This is a genomic window from Parasphingorhabdus sp., assembly GCF_039968395.1.
Lineage (GTDB): Bacteria > Pseudomonadota > Alphaproteobacteria > Sphingomonadales > Sphingomonadaceae > Parasphingorhabdus.
On the sequence record NZ_JBDVPV010000001.1, the window covers coordinates 54550 to 76853 of the forward strand.

The 22304-nt window shown below is 54.8% G+C and carries 17 protein-coding genes; 6 read left to right on the forward strand and 11 right to left on the reverse strand.

Annotation, left to right across the window (positions count from 1 at the left end; all coding sequences use genetic code 11):
* Nucleotides 1-16: 16 nt before the first annotated feature.
* On the reverse strand, nt 17-922 hold the full coding sequence (locus tag ABJI30_RS00265; RefSeq protein WP_348014890.1) for a LysR family transcriptional regulator: 906 nt from the start codon (nt 920-922) through the stop codon (nt 17-19).
* A 160-nt stretch (nt 923-1082) separates the two neighbouring features.
* On the opposite strand from ABJI30_RS00265, the gene ABJI30_RS00270 reads away from it, so the two are divergent.
* Nucleotides 1083-1499: an MAPEG family protein gene (locus ABJI30_RS00270; RefSeq protein ID WP_348014891.1), complete on the forward strand. Its 417-nt coding sequence runs from the start codon at nt 1083-1085 to the stop codon at nt 1497-1499.
* A gap of 58 nt (nt 1500-1557) precedes the next feature.
* On the forward strand, nt 1558-2073 hold the full coding sequence (locus ABJI30_RS00275; RefSeq protein ID WP_348014892.1) for a DUF1993 domain-containing protein: 516 nt from the start codon (nt 1558-1560) through the stop codon (nt 2071-2073).
* 126 nt (nt 2074-2199) lie between these two features.
* Here ABJI30_RS00275 and ABJI30_RS00280 read toward each other — a convergent pair whose 3' ends face one another.
* The 3 genes from ABJI30_RS00280 to ABJI30_RS00290 all read right to left on the reverse strand — a co-directional run bounded on the left by ABJI30_RS00280 (nt 2200) and on the right by ABJI30_RS00290 (nt 5805).
* Nucleotides 2200-3393: an acyl-CoA dehydrogenase family protein gene (locus tag ABJI30_RS00280; RefSeq protein ID WP_348014893.1), complete on the reverse strand. Its 1194-nt coding sequence runs from the start codon at nt 3391-3393 to the stop codon at nt 2200-2202.
* Nucleotides 3394-3407: 14 nt separating this feature from the next.
* Nucleotides 3408-4526 carry an acyl-CoA dehydrogenase family protein gene (locus ABJI30_RS00285; protein ID WP_348014894.1) on the reverse strand — a complete coding sequence of 373 codons (1119 nt, stop codon included), beginning with the start codon at nt 4524-4526 and terminating at the stop codon, nt 3408-3410.
* Nucleotides 4527-4674: 148 nt separating this feature from the next.
* Complete coding sequence (locus tag ABJI30_RS00290; RefSeq protein WP_348014895.1) at nt 4675-5805, reverse strand: zinc-binding dehydrogenase; 1131 nt, start codon at nt 5803-5805, stop codon at nt 4675-4677.
* Nucleotides 5806-6008: 203 nt separating this feature from the next.
* On the opposite strand from ABJI30_RS00290, the gene ABJI30_RS00295 reads away from it, so the two are divergent.
* Nucleotides 6009-7376, forward strand: a complete 1368-nt coding sequence (locus ABJI30_RS00295) for an alkaline phosphatase PhoX (protein WP_348014896.1) — start codon at nt 6009-6011, stop codon at nt 7374-7376.
* Between the two features lie 24 nt (nt 7377-7400).
* Here the strand turns inward: ABJI30_RS00295 and ABJI30_RS00300 are convergent, their stop codons facing one another.
* Nucleotides 7401-10595, reverse strand: a complete 3195-nt coding sequence (locus tag ABJI30_RS00300; protein ID WP_348014897.1) for an amidohydrolase family protein — start codon at nt 10593-10595, stop codon at nt 7401-7403.
* A gap of 105 nt (nt 10596-10700) precedes the next feature.
* Between ABJI30_RS00300 and ABJI30_RS00305 the strand changes: the two genes are divergently transcribed.
* Nucleotides 10701-12641, forward strand: coding sequence for a beta-galactosidase (locus ABJI30_RS00305; RefSeq protein ID WP_348014898.1), 1941 nt, complete (start codon nt 10701-10703; stop codon nt 12639-12641).
* A 75-nt stretch (nt 12642-12716) separates the two neighbouring features.
* Here ABJI30_RS00305 and ABJI30_RS00310 read toward each other — a convergent pair whose 3' ends face one another.
* The 5 genes from ABJI30_RS00310 to ABJI30_RS00330 all read right to left on the reverse strand — a co-directional run bounded on the left by ABJI30_RS00310 (nt 12717) and on the right by ABJI30_RS00330 (nt 19911).
* The gene (locus ABJI30_RS00310; protein WP_348014899.1) at nt 12717-16175 is read right to left on the reverse strand and encodes a TonB-dependent receptor; all 3459 of its coding nucleotides are present in this window, start codon (nt 16173-16175) and stop codon (nt 12717-12719) included.
* Nucleotides 16176-16412: 237 nt separating this feature from the next.
* The gene (gene udk, locus ABJI30_RS00315) at nt 16413-17033 is read right to left on the reverse strand and encodes a uridine kinase (protein ID WP_348014900.1); all 621 of its coding nucleotides are present in this window, start codon (nt 17031-17033) and stop codon (nt 16413-16415) included.
* A gap of 25 nt (nt 17034-17058) precedes the next feature.
* Nucleotides 17059-18027, reverse strand: a complete 969-nt coding sequence (locus tag ABJI30_RS00320; RefSeq protein ID WP_348014901.1) for a 2-oxoglutarate and iron-dependent oxygenase domain-containing protein — start codon at nt 18025-18027, stop codon at nt 17059-17061.
* A 44-nt stretch (nt 18028-18071) separates the two neighbouring features.
* Nucleotides 18072-19307: a NupC/NupG family nucleoside CNT transporter gene (locus ABJI30_RS00325; RefSeq protein ID WP_348014902.1), complete on the reverse strand. Its 1236-nt coding sequence runs from the start codon at nt 19305-19307 to the stop codon at nt 18072-18074.
* Between the two features lie 34 nt (nt 19308-19341).
* Nucleotides 19342-19911 (reverse strand): TIGR00730 family Rossman fold protein, encoded by a 570-nt coding sequence (locus tag ABJI30_RS00330; RefSeq protein WP_348014903.1) that lies wholly within the window; start codon nt 19909-19911, stop codon nt 19342-19344.
* A 117-nt stretch (nt 19912-20028) separates the two neighbouring features.
* Here ABJI30_RS00330 and ABJI30_RS00335 point away from each other — a divergent pair, with 117 nt between their 5' ends.
* Nucleotides 20029-20679 (forward strand): queuosine precursor transporter, encoded by a 651-nt coding sequence (locus ABJI30_RS00335; protein ID WP_348014904.1) that lies wholly within the window; start codon nt 20029-20031, stop codon nt 20677-20679.
* Nucleotides 20669-21457, forward strand: a complete 789-nt coding sequence (locus tag ABJI30_RS00340; RefSeq protein WP_348014905.1) for a hypothetical protein — start codon at nt 20669-20671, stop codon at nt 21455-21457. The genes ABJI30_RS00335 and ABJI30_RS00340 overlap by 11 nt, the downstream gene beginning before the upstream one ends.
* Before the next feature lie 19 nt (nt 21458-21476).
* Here the strand turns inward: ABJI30_RS00340 and ABJI30_RS00345 are convergent, their stop codons facing one another.
* A complete protein-coding gene (locus tag ABJI30_RS00345) occupies nt 21477-22217 on the reverse strand; it encodes a hypothetical protein (protein ID WP_348014906.1) in 741 nt (246 codons plus the stop codon).
* Nucleotides 22218-22304: the final 87 nt, after the last annotated feature.

Sequence of the window (22304 nt, forward strand, 5' to 3'; positions counted from 1 at the left end):
ATGAATTATCTGTAAACTATCCCGTCAAATTTCCGGTCAGTCCATCCTTGTTCTCGCGCAGAACCATTTCGGCGAAATCCATGAAAGCACGGACTCGAGCTGTTCTGCGCAGGTCTTCATGGGTCAGAATCCATATGTCGCGAGAAGGGGTCGGGGGTTGCCGGGTGGCGCGGACAATATCCGGACTATTGTCGCCTAGAATACACGGAATCAGGATCAAGCCCATTTGCGCCCGCGCCATTTCCAGTTGCAGGCCGATGCTTCCGAAATTTCCCCAAACCGGTACGCGGGCAAATTCGGTCTCTCTCGTCCAGTCCGGGAACCGGCTTTCCCGTCCACTCCAGCCGAGCCAGCGTGCCTGTTCCGGGTGGTTCGCGAAATCATGCCGCGCAAGATAATCCGGATGGGCATAAACGGAAGTCGAATAGGGGAAAAGGCGTTTGCCGACCAGGGTGTCGGGCGGGTTATTGTCCATGCGAATGGCAATATCAGCTTCCCGCCGAGCGACATCGAGCAGATCAAAACTGGTCAGGATTTCCAGTTCGAGGCCCGGATAGGCATTGCAGAATTCGGGCAGCCGCTGAGCGAACATCAATGTCGCGAACGGTTCCGCCATGGTGACCCGGACGGTTCCCGACAATTCATTGTCCCGCCCGACAATATGCCGCTCAACTGCGACCAGATCTTCGGCAAATATATTGGCTGCGCGGGCCAGGTCTTCGCCTGCGGATGTCGGAAAAAATCCCTCCGGTCGTCGCTCGAACAGTGTGACACCCAGCGCGTGTTCCAGATGTTCGATGCGGCGGCTGACCGTTGAATGATGGACGTTGAGCGACTTGGCAGCCGCACGAACCGTGTTCCCTTGCATGACCTCGCGAAAGGTTTTGATGTCTTCCCAGTCCATGCGGTTCAAATCTTCCATATGCGAGGCATTAAACGAAAACCGACCTGGATGCATGGCTAAAATTTGCACCACAAAGGTGCATTAAGTTGTTTAGACAATGCGAATATTAGCCAGTAAAACCACTTTTATCCGCACAATTCTGACGTTTGTTCGATAAAAAACAACTGGAGTTTTCACTATGACTGTACCGATAATTTCTGCTTATGCTGGCGGATTGCTGATAATCATGCAGGCCTTGTTGATGGTGACGGTCGGATTGCACCGCGGCAAATCCGGTGTGAGTCTAGGGCTCGGTGACGATCCTGTGCTCGAGCGCAAAATCCGGCGTCACGGAAATCTGGCTGAAAACGCAGCCATATTTATCGTGGTTCTGGCCCTCGCCGAGATTACGGTGGTGCCCGGCGGAGTGATCAAGACTATTGCCATTGTCTTTCTGGCCGCACGGCTTTTTCATGCCATCGCAATGTCGACGGTGATCGGTTCGCATGGCGGGGAAGGCAGCAAGGTCTTTGTCGTTGCGCGGGTATTGGGAGCATTGGGAACATTTGGATCGTTCCTCGCGTTGGGCGGCTTCCTGCTTTACCATCTTGTATGATCATATTGTTTGTGTTCCAGACCACATCCAGACCCTGAAAAACCAATAAGGAATTCCCATGACTGAAGCGCTTTCTCATATTTTCAAAGGTTCGACCGCGCAGGCTTTTCGCGGCCTGACCACCGTACTGACCAAGGCCAAGGCGCAGGCAGAGGCCACCGGTGCTTCGGAAGAGGCCTATCTGGGCGCCCGCCTTTATCCGGATATGAATGACATGAAATGGCAAGTACAGATGATCACCGAATTTGCCGTGCGCGGTGCCGCCCGCATGTCGGGTGTGGCAACCGATGACCTGCCCGATATGGCGATGGAAGGTGAAACCTTCGACGCCCTGATTGCCCGAATTGCTGCATGCGCCCAGACGGTTGCCGATACACCCGATGCCGTGATTGATGGTAACGCAGAGATGATGATTTCGATGCCGATCGGGCCCGAACAATCCCTGGATCTGGATGGCAAAACCTATGTCTTGAGCTTCTACATCCCCAATCTCTTTTTCCACGTCACCACGGCCTATAATCTGCTCAGAATGCAGGGCGTGCCGGTGGGCAAGAAAGATTATATGGGCATGTAATTCAACAACCCGAGACGCTTCCTGCGGAGGCTCTTCCCCCTGAGACTCTTCCCCAGAGTCCCTCTCCCTGAGCAAGGTGTGCCCGTCACACCTTGCTCACTTTTTTTGGGAGAATAGGACGCGCGTCTAGAATTCCGAAAAGGGCTTGGTCTTGTCAACGCGGACATCCTGCGGCAGTCCGAGAACCCGTTCGGCAATGATGTTTTTCAATATCTCATCAGTACCGCCAGCGATCCGCAATCCGGGAGCCCACATGAAGCTTTCCTGAAAAATCGCTTCGGACGGCGCATGATCCTTGTCGGAAATAATACCGAAATGGTCCTGCATTTCGATTGCACTGTTGCAGATATCCTGCAGATGATTGGCGGTGATGACCTTGCCGATCGAGTTTTCCGGTCCCGGTGTTTCGCCTTTGGACAGCGCAGTCTGGGTACGGAATTTCGTGAGTTTATACCCTTGTGCAGCGACATACCAGTCCGCCAGTTTGGCGCGGAAAGCAGCGTCGGTCATGGTGCCGCTGGAGCGGGCATAATCCATGATTTCGGCCCAGTCAGGACCCGGAGAGCCGCCAACCGCGAGACGTTCGTTCATCAACGTCACCAGTGCGACTTTCCAGCCCATTCCCGGTTCGCCCAGACGGTCCTTGTCCGGAATGCGCACATCGGTGAAATAGACTTCATTAAATTCGCTGCCGCCAGAGGCCTGATGGATGGGCCGGACTTCAACGCCTTCCTGTTTCATGTCGATGATGAACATGGTCAGGCCTTTATGCTTCGGTACATCGGGATCGGTTCGCACCAGGACAATGCCATAGTCGGAATAATGCGCGCCCGAGGTCCAGACTTTCTGGCCGTTGATGACCCAGTCGTCGCCATCCTTGACCGCTTTGGTTTTCAGTCCCGCGACATCGGAACCTGCCGCAGGCTCCGAGAAAAGCTGGCACCAGATTTCTTCGCCAAACAGGGCTTTTTGAACATAGCGCTGTTTGTGTTCGTCAGAACCAAATGCGATGACCGTAGGGACACACATGCCCAGGCCGATGGCAAAGGGCCCTGTGGGCGCATCAAATTTATTTTCTTCCTGATTCCAGATGACTTGCTGCATCGGTGATCCGCCGCGGCCGCCCATGGCTTCGGGCCAGGTAATCTGCGCAAAACGATTTTCTGCTTTGACCTTCTGCCAGTCCTTGGCACGCTGCAGATAATCTCCGCTGCGTCCGCCCCGGATGCCGTTGGCAATTTTGGGATCGAGATGCTGGCTCAGAAACGCATTGGCTTCGGCTCTGAATTCTGCTTCTTCGGGTGAATCCTTGAAATCCATGATATTATCCTTCCTTAAGCCGCGTTTCGGGCTTCAAGCGCCGTAACCAGTTTTTCTTTCCAGACTGCGGGGCTGCCCGCCTGTACCGCGAGCAATTTGGCACGGCGGTAGAAGAGGTGACAGTCTACTTCCCAGGTAAAGCCCATCCCGCCATGGGTCTGGATATTTTCCTTGCTCGCAAACCAATAAGCTTCTGAGGCAGCTACGCGCGCCGCGGCTGCGGCTTCGGGCAATTCCGCTGCATCAGTCGATAACGCCCACGCGCCGTAATAGGCATTGGAACGCGCCACTTCGTTTTTCACATACATGTCGGCAAGCTTGTGCTTGATCGCCTGATTGCCGCCGATCGGCCGGCCAAAGGCGTGGCGTTCCTTGGCATATTCTGTTGCCAGCTCGAGGCATCGCGAAGCACCGCCAATTTGTTCGAAGGCCAGCAGGACAGCAGCGCGGTCGAGAATTTGATCGAGAGCGACCATACCGTTGCCAACGCCGGCGCTGAGTATCCGGGCGTCCGCATTGTTAAAAGCAATCTCGGCATGGCTGCGTGTGGGCTCGATGGTCTTCAGAGATTTGCGGGAGACGCCGTCCTGATCCAGCGCCACGACAACCAGACAGGAAGTTCCGCCATCCTTGGCCAGCACAACGGCGTGGGTGGCAATATCGCCATCTGTCACCGGCAATTTTGTTCCGGTCAGTTTGCCGTCTTTATACTGTGCGCCGATGCTTGTTTCTGCAATCGCGCCGGGCCCTTCGGTTGTCGCCAGACATCCGATGAAGCTTCCGTCTGCAATCTTCGGCAGCAATTCGGATTTTTGTTCTTCCGAGCCCGCCAGTTTGATGGCTTCTGCGAAATAATAGGCAGAGGAACTGAATGGAACCGGCGCCAGTACACGCCCCAATTCCTCGGCGATTACGCATAATTCGAGCATGCCGAGTCCAAGTCCGCCATATTCTTCCGGGATGGCAGCGCCCAGCCATCCCATTTCAACGATTTTCTGCCAGACTTCAGCATTGTGGCTGACGCTGTCATTGTCGAGAACGGATCGAACATCCGCGATAGTGCATTCTGCCTCCAGAAACTTCCGTGCTTCATCACGCAAATATTTCTGATCGTCGGAAAAATCAAAATTCAATGTCTGTGCTCCCAAAAACGTCTGTCCCAGGCAATCGAATCACCCGTCGCCCGCTCGACGCAACTATGCATCAAGCCAGTTAACCGGGCAATTAAATTTCTGTCGGAAGAAAGGCTGTCCGCCCTATCAATTGTGTCCGGCGCCGCGATCAGAGGTCTTTTTGCGGACACATCAGATATTTTTCGCCAGTAGTTTTCAGATTATACTGCTTTGCCGTATCCGCATCCAGCGCTTCGGTGAGAGACAGTTCCTGCGTGTAATTGCTGGCAAAAGTTGTCTTCAGCTCGCGCGCAACCCGGCCGCGCATTTCATTGCCTTTTTCCATACCGACCTTGGCAAGGAAATTGGGCAGCAGAAATCCGCCCACACCCCAGGCCATGCCATAGGCGCGGTTGAGTGTGGTCGCCGACATATCAAGGCTGCCGTAGAGATAGACCTGCTTGTGGGTGGTCGAGCCATAGATGCTGTATTGCGATGGTGTCCGCGCTGCTGCCTGTTCCATGCCGGTCAGGATCTTGCTGGCGAGATCGCCGCCGCCGGTTGCATCAAACGCGATGGTCGCACCAGTTTCGTGCAGGGCATCTGTCAGGTCAGCCATAAAATTATCGTCGCTGCTGTTGCAGATATATTTGGCACCCATGGCCTTGAGAATATCGACCTGCTCCTGTTTGCGGACAATATTCACCAGATCGACGCCATCGGCCATGCAGATACGATTGAGCATCTGACCGAGATTGGAAGCCGCTGCGGTATGAACGAGGGCCTTGTGATCTTCCATTCTCATCGTTTCCACCATCGCCAGCGCGGTCAGTGGATTGACGAAACAGGAGGCACCGTCCTTGGCTGTTGCGTCATCCGGCAGGGGCAAGCACATCATCGCCGGGATGGTCCGATACTGGCCGTACATTCCGCCACCCAATATGGCGACGGTTTTGCCCATCAATGCTTGTGCTGCTTCACCGGGCCCGGCGTCGACAACAACTCCGGCTCCCTCATTGCCGACTGTCAAAGCCTGGCCCACACGGGCTGCAAAGCGCGGCATATGTTGCGGGGCAACCGGCGCAGACAGCACCGTATCGGCTCCGCTGCCGGTGGACGTTGCCGCATTGACATCGGCAGGGCCGAACATCACGCCAAGATCGGACGGGTTGATCGGAGAAGCTTCGACCCGCACCAGCACTTCATTTTCACCCGGTACCGGCATTTCGACATTGGCCAGAGCAAGTTCGAGTGTCCCGTTTTCGAGCAGGGTTGATTGCATTTGAAGAGCGGTGGCCATTATGATTCTCCTGGATTGGTTTTATATTGCCACGGACTTATGCTCTAATGGTACGCAGGTCCAGCTTCGATTTTTTTCACATAATCCCATGCGTTATTTGCATCGCCTTTCAGCCGATTTTGCGTTGCCGCAGAGTTTTTTGAGGACTACGGGTTGGTCTTGCACGTGGTGGACCTGAGTTCATCCATCCAGAGGAGTGACAGATGAAACTGAACCGGCGCAATTTTATCGGTGGTCTCACCGCCATCGCCTTGTCGGGATTTGCAGCGCACAATCTCTTGGCGCGCGAAGGTGCACCGCCGGCGCATCCCGGCTTCGGGCCGTTGATCAGGGATCCCGACGGACTTCTCGATCTGCCGGAGGGGTTTTCCTATCGGGTCATCTCGCAATTTCAGGACAAGATGTCCGATGGCCTGCTGGTTCCCGATCGTGCAGATGGCATGGGCTGTTTCGCGATGCCCGACGGCAAGATCGCGCTGGTGCGAAATCACGAATTGAAACGCTCCAACTATGAGGATGGCCCGTTTGGCGACAAAGCCAGCCCGACGCGCGGAGTTTATGATCACAGCTCCAAAGGGGAAGCTCTGGTTGGCGGCACGACGACATTGCTGCTCAATCAAACGACCCTGAAAGTCGAGCGCGAACATCTCAGTCTTGTCGGCACGATCCGCAATTGTGCGGGCGGTACCACGCCCTGGGGGAGCTGGTTGTCCTGTGAAGAAGATGTGACGCGTGCCGGAGACAAGGTGGGCAAGGATCACGGCTGGATTTTTGAAGTGCCTGCCGCGCATCAGGGGCTGGTTGATCCGGTTCCGCTAACGGCGATGGGGCGCTTCAATCATGAAGCCGCCGCGGTCGACCCGGACACTGGAATTGTTTACCTGACCGAGGATCGCGAAGACAGTCTGTTCTATCGCTTCATTCCCGACCAGCCAGAACAGCTGATCAAGGGTGGGCGGTTGCAGGCGCTGGCATTTGCCGATGATACGTCCGGCAACGACAGTCGCAACTGGTCGGGCGAGACATTCAAACCGGGCGCATGGAAATTTGCACGCTGGGTTGATCTCGATAATGTCGAAAGCCCGGATGATGATCTGCGTATACGTGGGGCCAAGGCAGGAGGGGTCCTTTTTGCCCGTGGTGAAGGTATTATTTACGGCGACGGCGAGCTCTATTTCTGTTGTACATCCGGCGGCGCTGCCAAAGAGGGCCAGATCATGCGCTATCGTCCTTCGCGATATGAAGGGCAGTCAGAAGAAAAAAACGCGCCCGGGCTGCTGCAACTGTTTTTCGAATCCGTTCACAGTGACCAATATAGCTTTGGCGACAATCTGACCGTCGCCCCCAATGGCCATCTGGTTGTCTGCGAAGATCAGTACAGCGCCTTGGTCGACAATCATCTGCGCGGGATTACGGCCAGCGGCGAAGCCTATGCTCTGGCGCGGATACGGGTCCAGACAGAACCCGCGGGAGCCTGTTTTTCTCCCGACGGCAAGACGATGTTTGTCAATCTCTACAGTCCGACAAAAACGCTTGCCATTTCGGGACCCTGGGATCGCGTGATCATCTGATTACGACAATCCAAACGGTTCTGCTCATTCCCACCAGTAAGCGGATCGTTTGGTGGAACCGGTCATCATTTCGTTCATGGTGAGCGGATCGTACATGCGGCCGTTGACCATCACGCCATGGATTTTGTCGCTGTTCCTAATGTCGACAGTGGGATCGGCGTCCAGCACGACCAGATCGGCAAGCTTGCCGGCTTCCAGCGATCCGATCTCCCTATCCATGCCCAGAGACTCGGCTGCATCCATCGTTGCCGTCCGCAGTGCCTGCACCGGAGACATGCCGCCCCGGACAAACGACCAGAGCTCCCAATGGGTTGCGATCCCGGCTTGCTGGCCATGGGCACCGATGGCAACCTTGACGCCTGCATCCATGAGTTTCTTTGCTTCCCGCGCATTGTCATCGTCGACAAAATCGGACTCCGGCGCCTTGGTTCTGCGGATTGTTGCTGCGGCCAGCTGTTTGGGCGGTGTGTGAACCAGCAGCGGATGTGCGAACACATCCGTTGCCTGGCGCCAATAGGGATCACCGGCCATGCCGCCATAGCTCACGACCAGAGTCGGGGTATAGTTGGTCTGCGATTGCGAGAAAAACTGAACCACATCATCATAAAAGATTTCCAGCGGAACATTATGTTCCAGAGTGGAATTTCCGTCGGCAACCAGAGCCATGTCCATCCCGTATAGCGAACCGCCTTCTGCCACGACGAGCATATTTTCCTGTCGAGCGGCTTCGACAACCTGTTGACGCTGTTCGCGGCGGGGCTGGTTATAGTTTTTGACGCTGATGCCGCCTTGTGCCTTGAGCCGGCGGACATGGTCGAGCGCATCGTCGAGACTGTTGATCTCGGCATAGCGACTTGACAGTTTTGCTCCATAGACAATCTCGCCGGTTGAGAAAATTCGCGGACCGACCAACAGGCCAGCGCGCTGCATTTCCGCAGCCACGAAAATTTCACTGGCGCGACTGGACGGATCGTGGATTGTCGTCGTGCCCAGTGCCAGATTCTGGATCAGCGACCAGTTCTGTTCCGGGATCAGCTCGTCCGTGCCCTGCGGACCATGAGCATGGGCATCGATCAAGCCGGGGATGATCGTCTTGCCGGTCATGTCGATGATATTGGCGCCAGCGGGAATGGGAGCACCCCGATCACCGACTGTCGCAATGCCGTTGCCGTCGAGCACGATCACGCCATCTTCGATAATCCCGCCGTCTTTGTCGGTCATCGTAATCAGGCGAGCGCCGACCAGCGCTGTGAGGCCGGAAGGTTTGGCCGCGGTAATGGTGCGTTCCAGAGAAACCCCGCGGGTCGGGGGCTCGAATTTTGGCGTATCCTTGCTTGCAGGAGCATTTTGAAACAGCTGATCAACTCCGGTTGAATAGAGTGTTGAACCGATACTCCAATGCAGCTGGCGACCGTTTCTGGACCAGCTGACATAATCTGCACCGCCTTTGCTGGCGCGGGTGACCGGCAATGCCTTGCTGTCTGGCTTGACTTCGACGGCTTGTGAGCCTGGCAAAAGCGGCATGACAAAGGCTTCGTAATTCTGACGAAACGCAACATATTGGCCATCCGGTGACACAATATATTCATTGGTGAGAGCGCCCGCAGCATGGACGCGCTTCGCTTCACCATCGAGATTTGAACTGACCAGCCGCTGCTTGTCATCTTTTCGGTCGATCATGAAGATTCGGTCGTTGTCCGCTCCAAATTGCGGGCGATCTGCGCCTTTGGCAATGCGTGTGGGTGCGCCGCCTGATGCTGCGACCTGATAGGCACCCGAATCTGCAGACCAGTCCGGCGATGTCATCCGTCCGCCCTTGTTCATTTCAAAGACAAGCGTTTTGCCATCCGGTGAAAATTGTGGCCGGGCATAGTGGCCTGGCCGGTTGGTCACAACGCGCGATGAACCGCCGCGCGCGCCAACGATCCGGATCTGGCCCAGCCCTGCATCGGTCCACCGGACAAAGGCTATCGAGCGCCCGTCCCTCGACCATGTCGGGAACAGCTCGCGTCCTGCGCCATCCCGGGTCAGGCGTTTGGGTGCGCCCCCGCCGGCAGGCTGGATATAAAGTTTGCCGAGGCTTTCGAACACAACCTGGCCACCATCGGGCGATACCGCGGCAAAGCGTGACATTTTGGTGGAGAAGCTCTCCGGTGCCACGGCTATTTTGGGATGCGGCGCATCAGCCACACCGCGCGTATCACTGACCTGGAACGGGATCACTGTCGACCCGCTCCCATCACTCGCGACCTTGCGAATCTTGCCGCGTGCCCAGATAACCAGGCTCTTGCCGTCAGGGGTCCAGTCCATATTGGGATATACACCCGTGACCGCCCAGGTTTCCTGCACATCCTGATCGAGGTCATCATAGATTTTGCGCTCGATGCCGGACGCCAGATCTTTCACATAAAGCTTCGACTTGGCACGTTCGCGGCGGACAAATGCGATCTGCTTGCCATCCGGGGACGGCGTCGGACGAACGGAGCCGCCAAGGCCCGAAACTGCGGTCGAAGTCTCGCCGGTCTCCAGATCATATTCCTTGATATTGAACAGATCAGTGTTCGAATTCTGGGCATAGATAAACGTACTGCCGGCTGTGATGTTCTGCGTAAAATAGACCGATTTGCCATCTGGAGCGTAGGTCGGTTCGCCCAGTTCTTTCTGATGTTTTTCGCTCGGACGTTTGACCAGCACAACCCCGCCGCCGCCTGAAACATGATAAATCCAGACTTCACCCGTGCCGAGTGATCGCGCCGTTGTGAAATGCTTCTTGGCGACAATATAGCGGCCGTCCGGGCTCCAGCTGGGCTGGTTGAGCAACCGGAATTTTTCTTTGGTGACCTGTTTCATGTCGCTGCCATCGCGATTCATGATCCAGATATTGTCGCCGCCGCCACGATCAGACGTGAACGCAATGCGCTTGCCGTCTGGCGAGAAACGCGGCTGGACTTCCCAGGCGAGGCCTTCTGCGATGCGCGCGGGTGTTCCGCCTGCAATCGGCATGATGTAGATATCGCCGAGCAAGGCAAAGGCGATGCTTTTGCCATCCGGACTGACATCAACGTCGATCCAGCTGCCTTCATCGACATTGATTGGCACCTGTTTGATCGTCGCGCCTTGCGGGGTGTTTACATCCCATTTTTCGGTTTCGGGTTTTTCAGCAAGACCTGGTGTGGCCAAGGCGCATGCGGCAATGAAAGTAGCGAACCGATATGTCATGAAATTCCCCTGAAGCATTATTCTGTTTAAGGAAGGTCTAACCGATTCTCGACGTATAAAGAATAGTCAATCAGGCGATCGCCAAAATAGAGGACAGACACGCATATGAAACTCGGCAGCTGCTACTATCCGGAACATTGGCCAGAAGAAATCTGGAGCGAAGATGCCACCCGGATGGTTGAAATGGGTCTGTCGCAAGTCCGGATTGGAGAATTTGCCTGGAGCCGGATTGAGCCCGAACCGGGTCAATTTGACTGGGCCTGGCTGGACCGGGCAATCGGGATACTGGGCGATGCCGGTCTCGAAATCATATTGGGAACCCCGACCGCGACCCCGCCCAAATGGCTGGTTGACAGCATGCCGGATATGGTCGCGATTGATGCTGACGGCAAACCGCGTGGCTTTGGTTCGCGGCGACATTATTGCTTTTCCCATCAAGGCTATCGCACCGAATGCAAGCGGATCGTCACAGCTCTGGCACAGCGCTACGGCAACCATCCCGCAATTGCAGCGTGGCAGACCGACAATGAATATGGCTGCCATGATACTGTCGTTAGCTATTCGCAGGCTGCGGCGCAGGGATTCCGAAACTGGCTGGCTGCGAAATATGAAAATGTGAATGCTTTGAACAAAGCCTGGGGCAATGTCTTCTGGAGCATGGAATATCGGGATTTTGCGGAGATTGATCCGCCCAATCTGACCGTGACCGAGCCCAATCCGGTGCATGTTCTGGATTACCGCCGGTTCGCCTCGGATGAGGTTGTCACGTTCAACAAATTGCAGGCGGATATCATTCGTGCCCACGCGCCGGGACGGGATGTCGTTCACAATTATATGGGTTTCTACACCGAATTTGATCACCACAAGGTCGGTCAGGATCTGGATGTGGCGAGCTGGGACAGCTATCCGCTCGGATTTCTGGAGCAATTCTGGTTCAGTGATGCCGAGAAACTGCGCTATGCCCGGCAGGGACATCCCGATATCGCAGCGTTCCATCATGATCTCTATCGCGGCTGTACCGGCGGGCGCTGGTCGGTCATGGAACAACAGCCGGGTCCGGTAAACTGGGCGCGTTATAATCCTGCACCCCTGCCCGGGATGGTGCGTCTGTGGACATTGGAAGCGATGGCCCACGGTGCCGAACTGGTCTCTTATTTCCGCTGGCGACAGGCCCCGTTTGCGCAGGAGCAAATGCATGCCGGTCTGCTTCGGCCCGACAATATGGAAGATCAGGGCGCGAAAGAAGCGCGTCAGGTTGCAACAGAAATCCCGGCTGTGGCTGAACCGGGCAAGGCGGCCCCAACGGTGGCTTTGCTCTTTTCCTACGAAGCCGCGTGGCTGTTTGAGACACAGCCACAAGGACAGAGCTTTCAGTATCTCCAGCTGGTTTTCAGCATGTACAGCGCTTTGCGCCAGTTGGGCCTGAACGTCGATATTGTCTCGCCGAATGCGGATCTGGCGGATCACCAGATGGTTGTCGCGCCCAGTCTGCCAATTATCGGGGCCGGCGTCCTCAAAAAATTGCAGCAACTGTCCATACCGGTTCTGATCGGCCCGCGCAGTGGCAGCAAGACCGCGCATTTTTCAATCCCTGACAATCTTGCGCCCGGCGAATTGCAGGATCTGATCCCCCTGAAAGTGACACGCGTCGAAAGCCTGCGTCCGGGATTTGTCGAACGGGGCGAAGATTTTGAGATTGCCCGGTGGATCGAACATGTTGACACCCGGCTGTCAGCGGAAGAAGCGCTGAACGACGGTCGCGGGGTCGTGTTTGTTTCAGAGAATATGCGCTATCTTGCCGGATGGGCTGATGATGTGCTGCTGAAGCGAATGTTCCGGCGCATGGCGGAGGAAGCCAAACTGGCGGTTATCGAACTGCCAGCCGATTTGCGTTTGCGCCGGCTCGGAGAAACCTGCTTTGCGTTTAACTATGGCACCGAAGCCATTAATCTGACTGATCTGATGCCGGACGCCGGGCAAAATCATTATGTCATCGGAGACGCGACCATTGCCGCTGCCGGCGTATCGGCCTGGACGCGCAGCTAAACAATAACGTCAGGCACAAAAAAACCGGCGACCCCTTGCAGAGCCGCCGGTTTGAAATTTGTGATGATCAATCGATCAGAATTCGTAACGAACACCGACCTGGATCCGCCAGACCGAATTGGAAAAGCGCAGGGTTTCCTGATTATCCGGAATCCCTCCGTTCAGGCTGTCAAGAATGTACAGTCCATTCGCATCCACTCCGGACGTGCCGATCAGATTGACCAGACCATCTTCATCTTCGCGATTGCGGAGCACGTTCCAGTCGGGATCAATGAAGTTCAGGAAGTTGTCAAAATCAGCAAACAGCTCGATTCTGTCTTCCACGCCGAACAAGCGACCAGGCCCTGGAATCTCTTGGCTGAGGCGAAGATCCATGTCAAAGACCCAATCATTGCGGCAGGTATTGCGGCGAATAGTCTGACCGGGTGTGAAGCTACAGTTTAGTCCCGAAATGACATTTTGCAGGCTGTTTATGTCGGCTGCAGTCGCTGTCGACAGAGGTGATAGATTTGGATCGCTGATGCCGGTCGGGATGTACAACAGAGCGTTGTTGTCGCCAGATGTTGAATCCTGGAATCCGTCACCGCTAAAGGTCAAGCTATAAGGTCGGCCTGATTGGGCTGAGAAAAACATGCCTAATTGCGTCGAGTAATCGTCAAAAAATTCCTCGCGGAAGTTTGCTGCGACAGTGAACCTGTGACGGGTTTCGAAATTCGATGTCGAGATAGCAGGGTCCTGGAAATCGAAAGCGGCCGTATCTTCAAAGTTGCCATTCGCGGTGGCTCCAAATACGTTTCGCGTGTTGTTCGAGTCCGTAAACGCGTAGCCAAGGCTCAGATTGACATTGCCACCATCGGTGAACACGCCGCTTTCAAAACGCTTCGCGAAAGCAATCGAAAAAACGTGACTGTCATAGGAAGGTCCATTGGTCAGCTGGTTGAAATCATCCAAGCCTACTGAGCGACCAGTGACATTATTAACGAAGCAGTCATCTGTAACGCCTGTATAAGTTGGCGGTGTTCCGCCGGTTCCGACCAATTGTGCATTACAATCCGGGTTTAACGGGTCTATGGCCGCAATAATCGGACGACCATCAATGGCGAAGCCGTTCAGGCCCTCGCTTGGGTTGGGAATTTGAACCAGGTCATTGATGTTGATAGGGTTGATAAACCGCGAATAGATGTAATCAAGCTTCAGGTTCCAGTTTGAAAAGAAGCCACTCTGGGCTCCGATTGTGGTGTCGATGCCAAGATTTGCTCGAAGCACTGTAGGAACTTTAAAATTGGGATCGGTGGATTTGACATCGGCTCCACCGCGAGTAGCATTGTTGATTGCCGCCTGCACTGCGCATTGCGGGATACCTGTGAACTGTCCGCCATTCAAGACGTTGAAGTTGCCATTGGCATCGAGTAATCCTGCACACTCCCCGTCAAACGTGTCGCCATTGGCGGAGGCAAAGCCGTCATTGGAAAATGCGTTCGAATAGAAGACAACAGGGTCGCCTCCAGAAAACAGGCCAACGCCGCCGGTGAATGTCGTGTTGCTGAAGAAGCCCTCGTTGAACAGGTCATAGGTTGCCGAAAAACGTGGTAGGATGACAGTGTCCAGGCTGCTGAACGGTACGCTGTTGGAAAACCCAAAGCGCTGCTGGAACAACGGGTTGTTGCGCGGGACACCTACACCATCATAGAGCTGTACGCGAACACCGGCAGTCAGACTCAACTGATCAGTGGCCTGCCATTCGTCTTGTGCGAAGAAGGAATAAATTTGCCGGCTGAATGTAGCGCTGGCGTCATTAATGTCGCCGGTTGCAGATGTGGCGATTGTTGCTCCGCCATTGAAACCGAAGCGGCCGCCCACAATCAAATCATCGGCGCTGGCAAAAACACTGGAACCACTACCGTCTGCGACAACACCATTTTGGAAATCCGTCAGATTGCGGAAGAAGATTGATCCGGTCGCATTGATTGCAAAAAGGTTGAATACTTCGAGATCGTTGAGTTCCGCGCCGAGTTTGATCTTGTGATCACCGGCGTCGATATTCATCACGAAACGCGCCTGGTCGATTTTGGTATCGAGCTGGTTGGCGGAACGGAAAATACCCGGGCCAGTAGAAAGAAGACCATTTTCAGTTGGCCCTTGCACGCCAACGACTAGCCGGACGATTGGAGTATCGTCTTGGGCTTCACCGCCGCCAAACGGCCCCTGTTTGTCACCAACTTCAGCGCGTGACACGCGAAGTTCCGTCGAAATCCGGTCCGTCCAGTCGGAATAGAGACGAACGGAATAATAATCCGAAACCGTGCCTTCATCTTCAAAGCTGTTCAAGCCGGTCAGATTGTTCGTACCGGTATCCGATTCAACATTGGTTTCTTCCAGGCGCTGATAGGTCGCTTCAAGACGATGATTATCGGTGAGATAAGCATCAAGGCGACCGAAATAGCGGACGCTGGTTTCTGGCAGGTTCTGCGGATAGCCACCAACATCCTGTCCATAAAGCGTGTTTGCGATATTGGCGAACTGGTCAAACTGTGCCTGTGTGACAAAATCGGCTTCGTTCGGGAAGCCAGCGCCTGCAGGGCCAAATTCATTTGCATTGCCAAGATCGGTTTCTTCATAACCAACGAAAAAGAACAAGCGATCAGGAATGATCGGACCGGACAGCGTTGCACCCCAGCGTTTTTCGGAAAATGGAGCAACGACTGATGCCAAGGGGCCGGCTTCATCGCCGCGCAGATCTTGATTGGTGAAAGTATAGAAAGCAGAGCCATGGAACTGGTTTTCACCCGATTTGGTGACGACGTTGATCGCACAACCGGTAAAGTCGGAATATTCCACATCGAACGGTGCGAATTCGACGGAGGTCTGGCGAATGGCATCGAATGGGATCGGGAAAGTGTTTCGTGATGCGGATGGTGTGCCGTTCAAGCCGAAGACATCGGACTGCACGATACCGTCAACGGTAAAGGTATTGGAACGATCATTGCCGCCAAGACAGCTGATCCGGTCCACTTCATTGTTCCGGTCGAGACTGACGCGCGGGTCGATCCGGATAATGTCGCTGACATTGCGGGTAATTGACGGAAAGCCTTCCAGCGTCTCGAGATCAAATGATTGACTCGGACCAACCGCGAGCTGAGCCGCCGACACGCGAGATGCGGTAACCACGATGACGTCTTCATTGGTGCTGGCTGCTAATGCAAATGTCAAACGCAGGCTACCACTGACACTCAGTGACTGATTTTCGACGCTTTGACCTTCGAACCCTGAGGCAGTTGCGGTGATCGTGTAAGGACCGCCCGCGACCAGACCTTGCGCCGAGAAGCTACCGCTCCCGCTGGCAGTCATTGTCCTCGTCGATCCGGTACGCGTATCAGTAACCGTTACTGTGGCACCCGGCAGCGGATTGCCATTTTCGTCTTTGACCTGGCCCTCAACACCAGAAGTAATCTGCTGCGCGGCAGCTGGAGTTGCCATCAGGCCCGCAGTGGATAGGCTGACAACACTGGCTGCCAAAAGATATTTGATTTTCATGGTTACATTCCCCGTAATTGTCACACAAAAAATTGCGTCCGCATGGACATATGAGCAGCTTCACCGTCTCACAGGATTTCGAAAAGCAAGGTCGCTTTATTCTTCTAAAATGACAGTTTTGTCTCAATCGCAACGACTTTATTTTGCATCGCAGCAATTTGTTTTTTGTCCACAGCTTATCCAGCTGGCGCAAAGCAGAGGAGATCAAGCGCGTTTCTGCCGACAGCAGCAATTATCCTATTGAATCATAAGAGCTATTGTCTCCGAGATCGCGTTGAATTCGGCAGCGAGGGCCCGTTCTGACTGTTGCGAATTTACCACGACGTCAGCAACTTCCCGGCACGGCTCTACATAGCTATTATGCATCGGGGCGACCTGATCGGCAAATACCTGGCGGACCGAGTCGGCGGTCCGGCCCCGTTCGCGGACATCCCGATCCACGCGGCGCGCCAGACGGAGGTCTTCCGCGCACTCGACAAATATCGACAGATCAAACAGCGCGCGCAACGGCGCGTGATGCAGGATCAATATGCCATCGACCAATATGATCGGACGCGGTTCGGTTCGGCAGGTTTCAACCTTGGGCAAATGGGTGGGAAAGTCATAAAGCGGGCGGTCAATTGTTTCGCCCTGCTTCAGCTGCGTGAGCTGATGTGTCAGCTTGTCAAAATCGACGGCATTCGGATGATCGAAATTGGGACCACCCTTGCCAGCCGGTGCGTCGCCATAGCCGAAGAAATAATCATCCTGCGGCAAGATCACGCATAGTTCAGGCCCCAAGCTTTCAAACAGATGACGCGCCAATGTCGACTTGCCCGAACAGCTGCCGCCGGAAATTCCGATTGCCTTGATTGTCATGTTGCCGTCGGTTCAACGCTGACAATCATGCCAGTCCGATTTCGCGAAGGCGTTGCTGGAGATATTCATGAGCAGTTATCGGCTCGGGATATTGATTGGAACGAGATGCATCGACGCACTGGGGCAATGTCTCGATCAGATAGTCAGGCCGGAAATGCAGGAAAAATGGCATTGAGAACCGGGAGTGTCCCCGACGTTCCGGAGCCGGATTGACGACCCTGTGCGTCGTCGAAGGCAATTGATTATTGGAGAGTCGCTGCAGCATGTCGCCGATATTGACGGCCAGTTCGCCCGGCTTTGGTGTGACGGGCCGCCAATTGCCCTGTTTGTCGAGCAGTTCCAGTCCGGCTTCTTCCGCACCAATCAGCAATGTGATCGTGTTGATATCCTCATGGGCCGCGGCCCGCACCGCGGGAGAGTCGGCCGGTACCGGCGGGTAGTGAATCAGCCGAAGCACGGAGTTACCGTCGCGGACCGTGTCGTCAAAAAATTTTGGCGGCAGATTCAGGAACCGCGCAATTGCTTCGAGTATGCGGCCACCGGCTGTGTCGAACGCCGCAAACAGTTCGTCATAACATTCCTGAAAACCGGCTATCTCTTCCGGCCAGATATTGGGATCCATAAACGCTTCAAACGGGTGGCCTTCGGAAAGCTGGCGGCCGATATGCCAGAATTCCTTGAGATCATGAATTGTCGAATCCTTTGCCACTTCCGTACCAAATGGCGTGTATCCCCGGGCGCCGCCGCCGCCGGTGACGAAGTATTTTCTTTTCACCTCTTCCGGCAATGCGAAGAAGGCACGGGACATGCTCTCGGCGCGCGCGATCAGTTCGTCGGGAATGCCGTGATCCGCGACGACGGCAAAGCCCCAGTCGGAAAAGGACCGACCAATCTGTGCGGCAAAGGCATCCGGATCCTGATCGGACAGGGCCAGCGAAACGGATGACAGGTTGTCCGGGTTTTGGGCGGAGTTCTGGGTAGGGCTTTGAGACATGTCTCTATGATGCTCGGCTGAGGTGATTTGTCAATTGATGTGAATCAAGCAAAGGACAATAATATTCCTGCCAGGGCCGCGCTCGTCAGATTTGCTAGCGATCCTGCGGCGAGGGCGCGCAGTCCGAGCTTCGCAATCACTGGCCGCTGATTGGGAGCCAGTCCGCCGGTTACCGCAAGCTGGATGGCGATGCTGCTGAAATTGGCAAAGCCGCAAAGTGCGAAAATGACAATCGCGTTTGTAAGCGGAGAAATGCCGTCTTGCATTTTGCCCAGTTCGATAAACGCGACGAATTCATTCAGGACCACTTTGGTACCGAACAACCCGCCCGCGCGCAGAGCCTCATCCCATGGTACACCGAGCAGATACATGATCGGTGCAAATACATAGCCGATGACTTGCTGAAAACTGAGTTCGGGATAGCCGAACCATCCGCCAACTCCGCCCAGCAAACCATTGGCGAGAGCCACAAGCGCGACAAATGCGAGAACCATTGCACCAACTGCAACGGCCAGCTTGACGCCGGTTTGGGCACCCATTCCGGCTGCCATAATGATATTGGCCGGTTTCTCTTCTTCATATTCCACCGCGACGACCAGCTCTTCCGGTGCGGGGTCATCGGGATTGTCCGGCATGATGATTTTCGCCATCATGATCCCGCCGGGTGCGGACATGAATGCGGCTGCCAGCAGATAGTCAATCCGGATGCCCATTGCGGCATAGGCAGCCAGGATCGTGCCCGCAACACCGGCCATGCCGACGCTCATCACCGTAAACAGTTGCGACTGGGTCAGGCTGGCAAGATAAGGGCGAATGACCAAAGGGGATTCTGACTGACCCACGAAAATATTGGCTGCTGCACACAGGGATTCCACTTTAGATATCCCGGTTACCTTCTGGATTCCCCCGCCAACCCATTTGATGATGAACTGCATGATCCCGAGATAATAAAGAATCGAAATCAAGGCCGAGAAAAAAATGATGACCGGCAGGGCAGCTATGGCGAAACTGTTGCCGCCTATGTCCGGGCTGGCCAAGGGACCAAAGATGAAGTTCGTTCCTGCCGCAGCATAGCCCAGCAATTCAGAGACGCCGCTAGCCATAGCGGCGATGACGTTCTTGCCGGTCGGAACATAAAGGACCAGCACCGCAATACCGGCCTGCAGCGCGAACGCTGCGCCGACAACGCGCAAGCGGATATTCTTGCGATCTGTGGACAGCGCCAGCGCGAGTAAAAGAATCAACACAATTCCGGCAAGGCTGGTCAGAAATGACGTCATTTTCGGTTCACCCTGTTTGTTGCCACGCCATTTTTTACCACGTTACTTTCCCCTGTTGGCCAGTGGCCTTTGCTGCGAGTTGATCCAGAATATCATCCATATTGTCCGATATCAGCAATTGCTGCCGCCGGGCCTCTGACATGAAGCCGTGACCGGCAACATTGTCGAGAAAGGCAGTCAGATTGTCCCAATATCCATTGATGTTAAGCAGACCAAAGGGCTTGGCATGATAGCCCAGCGCATTCCATGTCCAGGCCTCGAACAATTCGTCGAGCGTGCCAATGCCGCCCGGAATGGCAACAAAGGCATCGGTCAGTTCGGTCATTTTTGCTTTGCGTTCGTGCATGCCGTCGACGATATGAAGTTCCGTCAGATCCGGATGTGCCACTTCGTGATTCCGCAATATTTCGGGAATAACCCCATAGACTTTCCCGCCGTTCGCCAGAACGGTATCGGCGATGACGCCCATCAGTCCCAGCTTGCCGCCGCCATAGACGAGATCAATGCCGCGTTCCGCCATCCGCTCGCCGAGCTGGTTTGCCAATTCAGCGAAATAGGGATCATTTCCCATGCTGGAACCACAATAAACCGCTAGTCTTTGCACAAAAACCCCTTTGAACCCGAACCTGTCGCTATGTCGCTTGTCATTTTCTTCCTAGAGCAAAAAATCCGGGAGTCACTATTCCTTTTTTTTGGAGCAGGTTCGCGCTAGGGCTTTCCCATGACAGACCAGATAAAGACCAACCTCATTCCCCGTTCCCTGTTTGTTTTCGCAGTACTTTATGGCGGCATGACCGTGATTGCCGGGGTGCTGGGTTTCAAACAGGTGGCACTCGGACCGCTGGCCGTAGAGGCGGGGATTTTCCCGTTTCTGATGCTGGTGGTTTTGTCGAGCAGCGTTTCCCAGCATTACGGGCGTGAACAGGCGAACAAGCTCGTTCTCTGGGGATTCTTGCCGCTGGCGGCCTCGATCTTTCTGATCCTTATCGTCATGGGATTGCCGCCTTCCGAAAAAATGCCGGTGGAGAATATCAACGCGTTCGAGACGGTCCTCAACCAGACTCCGCGGATCATGGCAGCGGGACCATTTGCATATGGCGTGTCGCTTTTTCTCAACGTCTATATTTTTGACAGACTGCGCGGCAGCGGCGGCGATGGCAATGTCGCGCTGATGGTTCGTGGCGGGATAGCGTCCGCCATTTCGCAGGCGATTGATTCTGTTATCTTCATCACCCTCGCTTTCTATGGCGAGTTTCCGATTGGTTCCTTGCTCGCTGGTCAGATGCTGGCCAAAGTGGTGCTGTCGTTCATCATTGTCCCGCCAATGGTCTATGCCATGGTGAGTCTGGCAAAGGTGCTGGATGAGAAATAGCCTGGCGGCCTTCTTTTCTGCATTTTTGCTGATTTTGGCAGGATGTTCGGATGCAGCTGAACCTGATACGCCGCCAGAAGCCCATATACCGGGCGTCAATACCGTCGCGGTGATCGGTGCCATTCACGGCCAGCATCGGCGCAGCGAGACCTATTCGCTTGCGGTGCTCGAAGCAGTGATTGTGAAATTTGATCCGGACGTGGTGATGGTGGAGTTACCGCCTGACCGCTATGCTGTGGCGGCCGAAAACTATGCGCAATTCGGTGAGGTGCGCGAAAGCCGCGCGGACGATTTTCCGGAACTGATCGATGTTGTATTCCCGCTGCAGAACCAAATGGGTTTCACTGTGGTTCCGGTTGCTGCCTGGTCTCGGGAACTGGCCGATGAGCGGCGCGCTGCCCTGAAACAGATTGAAGGCGATCCCGCGCGGACGGATGACTGGAGCGCCTATCAATCTGCTATTCAAAAATATGGTCGTGCGGTTTCAGGCAAGTCTGACAATCCCGATTTCATTCACAGCCACAAATATGACCTGGCCGTTCGCACGCGGCAGGAAAGCTATGAACGGCTATTCGGCAGTGACCTCGGCGCCGGCGGCTGGGAGGCGATCAACCGCGCTCATTTCGCGAAAATGGCTTCGGCACTCGATGACCTTGACGGTCAGGAGAAGCGGATTTTGATCCTGTTCGGGGCCTGGCACAAATATTGGATACTGGACGCGCTGGACGCCCGATCGGATATTCGGATCGCCGATTCCGGAACGCTATTCTCCAACTGAAACTCCAACAAGTAGGAGATCAGGCAAAGACATCTGCCAGTGTTTCTGTATCCGTGCCTTCTTTCACTGCGCGCAGTTCAACATAGGCAGATGCCACGCCCGCCCCCTGTAACGCGCCGGTAATGGTATTGGTCAACATGGTGAAAAGTCCTAGCACCACGGTGCCCATGGAACCAAACATCGTCAGCAAAACTCCGATGATCATCGCAATCACGAAAAAGATAATCGCAAGAATGAAAAGCGTACCTTTTGAACCAGAGGTCAATTCTGCGCTGCGGCTCAGTGAATCGAACACGCCTTTATCTTCCGCCATCATCACAGGCGTTGCAACGAACCACATCAGGATGAGAATGACGCCGGGTACGATCAGCAGCAAAAACCCGAGTCCGACCCCGATTGCAACTATGATTCCCAGTCCGAGCAGCGGTAGAAACTTGTTCACGGCTTTGGAGAAGCACTCTCCCATGCTTACCGGTTTTCCGCCGAGGTCATTGATCGTCGCCACAATCAACGTGGCTTGCGCAATTATTGACAAGACCATCAGTGCGATAAAACCAAAACCCTGAGCCGAGTAACTCGCGGAGAAGCCGAAGTTGCCACTATCGGTCATCGGGCCGCCCTGCATGGTTTCCAGCAGTGCATTGGGGATGCCGACGATCAGCAGAGACAGTCCCAGATAAATAAACGGATGGCGGCCAATGACGCCGATCGTGTTGTTCAGGATACGGCTGATATCAATTTTTGCGTTTGCGTCTGCCATGTTTCCCCCGATGTTCCCTGTATCTTTGTCAAGCTGTCACAGAAGATCGTCGGGGTAAAGTCCTTCCTGATGAACCGATCTAGACAC